Origin of the sequence: Poinsettia branch-inducing phytoplasma str. JR1 (assembly GCF_000309465.1) — a bacterium.
In the GTDB taxonomy this organism is placed as follows: domain Bacteria; phylum Bacillota_I; class Bacilli_A; order Acholeplasmatales; family Acholeplasmataceae; genus Phytoplasma; species Phytoplasma pruni.
Genome location: NZ_AKIK01000100.1, coordinates 1 through 1464 on the forward strand (window position 1 = coordinate 1; position 1464 = coordinate 1464).

At 24.0% G+C, this 1464-nt stretch carries 2 protein-coding genes; both read left to right on the forward strand.

Translation table 11 applies throughout. From position 1 onward, the window contains the following. Positions 1-221: 221 nt before the first annotated feature. A complete protein-coding gene (locus tag ON17_RS03400; RefSeq protein ID WP_017191866.1) occupies positions 222-329 on the forward strand; it encodes an SVM family protein in 108 nt (35 codons plus the stop codon). A 33-nt stretch (positions 330-362) separates the two neighbouring features. After that, the gene (locus ON17_RS02235; protein WP_017191867.1) at positions 363-1178 is read left to right on the forward strand and encodes a hypothetical protein; all 816 of its coding nucleotides are present in this window, start codon (positions 363-365) and stop codon (positions 1176-1178) included. Positions 1179-1464 lie beyond the last annotated feature (286 nt).

Consider the following 1464-nt stretch of genomic DNA (forward strand, 5'->3'; position numbering starts at 1 on the left):
CAAATTCATGATGCTAAAATTAAAAATTTAGAATTAAATATCACTATTATAAATACATCAATAAATGAATTTTTAATAAAAAAAAAAAAAAATAGAAAATTTAGAATTACAAAAAAACCAACATCAACAAAAAAACAAAATCGCATTTTTAATCGAAATAGTCTAAGATAATTTAAGAATGGAAACAAAACAATTAATAAAAAATAAAGGAGATTTAATTAATGATTAAATTACAAAATCGATTTAAAATAATAAGTTTTTGTTTATGTTCTTTCTTAGGATTATTGTTTATTTTTAATAATAATCAAGTAATGGATGGAGACCCCTAAAAAAAACATTATCAAGAAAGGAAATACTAAAAATTGGCTGTAAGAAAAAAAGGCGCTCATGATCAACCGATGATCGCTAAAAGAAATACATTTTATAAAACATCCTTTATTATTCTTGTTTTAATCTTGGCTGTGGTGGTTTATGTAGATAAAATATTATATCTTTATCAAATTAATACTTTTTTAAACTTAACTCCTTTATCATTTGGAGAACAAACAAAATTAACTGTTTATTGTACTTTATATGCTACTTTGTATTTTTTTACCGCTCAAAGTAATTTTTTAGTCATTCTTTTTTTAATTCTTAGTCTTACTAAATTTCGACATCATAAAGCATATTCTTTATTTGCTTTTATCGTTTTAGTGGATATGTTGTTAACAGGATTGGTTTGGTGGTTAATTGCTACTCCTTATTCCGAATGGAACCTTTTAATAACTAATCCTTTGCATACTAGTTGTTTCGAACACACCTATTTTCCTCTTTTATATGTTTTGTTTTATTTTCTGAATCAGGATATAGTTTGTTTAAAATTTAAACAAAGTTTAATAGCTTTGTTCCATCCACTCTTTTATCTCTTTTATTCTTTGTTTTTGGGTTTTGTGAGTGATCAAAAATGGTATAGTTATCCTTATAATTTTATGAATCCTCATGAAAAATGCGCTTTAAATAATTATTTGTTAAAGTTTTTGGGCGGCCATCATTATAAAGAGGCCCAAGGATTCCTTGGAGTTTGCCTTAATAATCTTTTTTTGCTAGGTATTTTGTTAAGTGCTATTCCTTTATTATTGAAAATTAAAAAATATTGTTGTCCTCTTCAAAAAAAGATCCTTTTAAAAGCAAAAAAATAATTATGAATGGGAATTTGACATTATTAATAAAAAAACAGAAAAACCAGTTAAAATAACTTTATTTATGTGTCATTGTCCTGTTCAAAATCATTTTAAATGTAAAAACTGCAACAAAATGTTTGAATTGCAAAAAACCAAAAAGAGAAGTTTGTTCAACTTGTCATGATAAAAAAAATAAAACAATTAAATAATCAAAAAAGCCAACCTTTTTCAAAAAGAAAGGATTTTTGTGTTTTTTTAAAAAGCCAACAAATTTAAATTAAGCAATTTTTTTTATTCCCTTCTT